This window comes from Dendronalium phyllosphericum CENA369 (genome assembly GCF_016056275.1).
GTDB lineage: Bacteria > Cyanobacteriota > Cyanobacteriia > Cyanobacteriales > Nostocaceae > Dendronalium > Dendronalium phyllosphericum.
Map to the genome: position 1 here is coordinate 1 of NZ_JAECZA010000162.1, position 3134 is coordinate 3134.

At 35.1% G+C, this 3134-nt stretch carries 3 protein-coding genes and 1 pseudogene; 2 read left to right on the top strand and 2 right to left on the bottom strand.

The features are described 5' to 3' along the window. A partial coding sequence (locus I8752_RS21790) for a transposase family protein (protein ID WP_318780881.1) occupies positions 1 to 242 on the top strand: 242 nt, incomplete at its 5' end. Positions 243 to 408: 166 nt separating this feature from the next. Then, positions 409 to 603, top strand: a complete 195-nt coding sequence (locus tag I8752_RS21795) for a hypothetical protein (protein ID WP_404827112.1) — start codon at positions 409 to 411, stop codon at positions 601 to 603. Between the two features lie 378 nt (positions 604 to 981). Here the strand turns inward: I8752_RS21795 and I8752_RS21800 are convergent, their stop codons facing one another. Then, positions 982 to 1932, bottom strand: a complete 951-nt coding sequence (locus I8752_RS21800; RefSeq protein ID WP_214434373.1) for an XDD3 family exosortase-dependent surface protein — start codon at positions 1930 to 1932, stop codon at positions 982 to 984. Between the two features lie 945 nt (positions 1933 to 2877). Beyond that, a pseudogene (locus tag I8752_RS21805) lies at positions 2878 to 3134 on the bottom strand (IS4 family transposase); the annotation flags it as partial.

Below are 3134 nucleotides of genomic sequence, written 5' to 3' on the forward strand. Positions count from 1 at the left end.
GCAATAGTCAGATTCCTAAGAAAAAACCTAGAGGAGGTAAGTTAACTTGTGAGGATAAAAAGAGCAATCAAGAATTAGCTAAAATCAGAGTTTTAGGTGAGCATGTAAATCGGAAGCTGAAGGTATTTAAAATTTTGTCCTTCACTTATAGAAATCGTCGAAAAAGATTTAGTTTGAGGTTTAATCTGATTGCTGCTCTCTACAATTACGAGCTTCGTCTTCCCCAAACCGAATTTGCTTAAGCGACTTTTGCAAGAGGTCTAATAAATTATCTGTAATTTTTAACACATTAGTACTGCTCTCTGACCAGGGACTTTAATAGGACAAGTCAAATTTCAGCTAGAATATCTGATGTACTTTTTAAAGCCTCGAAACAATAATTATGAGTATTTTTAAATAAGAAAACTCATGAAAACTAGGACTGCTCCAGATTTCTCGAAAATTCCACGTAATGTTTGGATATTAGGTTTGGTAAGTCTACTAACAGATATTAGTTCTGAAACCATCCATTCACTATTGCCTTTGTTTCTGGTGTCTGTTTTAGGAGCAGGAGTTTTGACTGTTGGGGTGATTGAAGGCATTACAGGCATGGAGCCGAGATAAGCGCAAATTCGGAAATATAAGCTGAAAAGCCTTGCTAATTCTAGCTTTCAAAGATTTTGGTACTTATATAAATTGCCGCTTCAAATAGTTATTGAATATTTAGCATCAAGGGCGCATAATTGCTGTAACCATTGAAATATCTAGTGTTTAAGGATTTTTAGTTACTAGCGATCGCGGCTGTCTTTGCGGAATTTACGCTATTAATTTTGACACTTTGGTACAAATCTTGGGTATCTATTGCGAATCAGCATATCATCAATAGCAACTTCATCACTTTAAAAATAAACAAAATCAGCCCGATTTTGTGTGCCAACACAAAATCGGGCTTCAGGAGGTAGATGGCTTAAGAGATATCATCCAACTGCTTAGAGAATTGAGTTATGCTAACTCTTGCTTTGAATTGTGTTGATATTTCTTACGAATCTGGCTACCAGCCATAGCTAAACCAACAATGGTTAAACCAGCTAGGGTAGAAGATTCAGGAACATCTTTAACGATTGTAGATTTACTAAATTTAAAGGCAATAGTTTGAGAACCTGTGAATTTATTTACATCATAGCCAGTGTTTAGTAGTTGTTTATTGATAGCTCCTTGTGTCAAGAAAGAAATACCAGTGAGATATTGTCCTGAAGCGATTTCGTTCAAATTGAAAGTTTTATCTTTACCGTTATTAGTAAAGTAAGCACTAGTCAAATCACCGTAGCCTATAGTACCACCACCTTGTTTGACTTGACTTTCATAGGAATTGTTACCACCTGTTAAGCCTCCATAGGTTTGGACTGTGTATCCTTCTTTGATGTTGGTAACTGTTTTTGCCTGAACCCCACTATAAACACCAAGCTTTTGTACACCAGAAGCGTTCGCTTCAGCAAAGCGAATACCGAACAAATCTCCACTGTTCATGGCATCGGTAAAGGTCTTACCCGACATGTTGAAGAACAAGTCGCCAAATCCAATCTGCCCGCCAGCAGCCCCGGCTTCGCTTTCTCCCGTTAACTTCATGTTGCCATTGATGGCGATAATCACGCTGTCAGAGGTTTCTTTGAAAGCCATACCTCGGATATCGTAAGGGTTTTCTTTCCCTGGGGCTGCACCAACCCAGTAGTTGCCATTCATGCCATCTTTGCTGGAATCAAACGCATACTGCCAACCGTTTGCATCAGTAGGATTTTTCCCAGCGATGAGGCCTGTAGTGTCGTTCAAACATTCTAAAGAGATGCTAAATGCTGTTCCAGTTAAGTTAGCTGCATAGGCTCCTTGAGCTACAGAAAGAATGCCAACAGTAGTAACAGCAACTTTGAGGCAATTAAAGACTTTCTTATATTTCATTGATGAACGAGTTAAGTATTGAGATTGTTTGACATAATACGTTTTTAGTTTAATTACATAAAAACAAACAGCGTAATTTTTCTGAAGTTATAATTTCAGTATTTTAGCTAGAGCTTCATGAAATTAAAATCTTAGCTATTAGTTTTAGTAAAAAATATGTTTATCTAAATAAAATAAGTAATTCTAAGTAAAAAAAGTAATACTTTTAAAGAGGTAGAGCGATGACACAGTGCGATCGCTAGAAGCCATTGTCACTCATTCTTAGAATAGAGTAGTGAGGACGGCGTAAACTGAAAACTAAAATAGGGCCAATCTTCATAATGGGCATATAATACTGTTTCAGTACTAGTCACAAAGTTTGCATCTTACGAAATTTATTCCATTAACTGTTATAAACAACAGTTGCTTGTCCTGTAATTTTTGCTTGATCTATGATTAATGTAACAATCCAAGAAATTTTCACACATTGGCAGCGATCGCTGTTAAAAACTAGCACGCAAACAAATTATAAATATACTTATTCTACAAATAATAAGCGATATTATCATATTTAATAATCCATAAATTAAAAACAATAATTTTCTAATTTCAATCTGGAAAAGTCTTATATGCCAAATAACTACTATTAAAAAATTTATTTGAGGGAGGAAATATCAAGAACTATATTTTCCATCTAAAATTATATCAGCAATAATAGTCCAAATAATTAATAGTATATTTAAAAATATTGGGCTAATTCGGAGTAAAGTATAAGCTGAAGGCATTCGTTTCTACTTTTTATAATAAAATTAACCAAATTAGAAAAGGCGTTTTATCTTTTACTTAATGCTTTCCTAAAGTATTTTGTATAAAACATTTTAACGGTAAAGTTTAAAAAATAACTATTATCATCTGCCTTGTTGGTATAATAAAATACTTACTATCGTTAACAATACCTTAGCCAATTTACGAGGCTTCAACGCCTGTGGAAAGGGGATGAATACGTCCCAAAGAAGTGAGCTTGGCAAAAATTTGGGCTAATAAAATAGGCTCAGGCTTTTGAGGAAGTATTTTTAACATTTCACGGACATATCGAAAACCACGGTAGTAAGCTTTCAGGTCAATAATGCCAGAATCAGGATTATGTTTACGGAAATCAGCCAAAAGATGATGGGATAAATTAACCATGAAGAAGGCAAGATTAGCCGCATTAGTCACAGCAG

What these genes read in the sequence shown, in the direction of transcription:
- I8752_RS21795 (WP_404827112.1), top strand. Translation starts at nt 409, where the DNA reads ATGAAAACTAGGACTGCTCCAGATTTCTCGAAAATTCCACGTAATGTT.
- I8752_RS21800 (WP_214434373.1), bottom strand. Translation starts at nt 1,932, where the DNA reads ATGAAATATAAGAAAGTCTTTAATTGCCTCAAAGTTGCTGTTACTACT.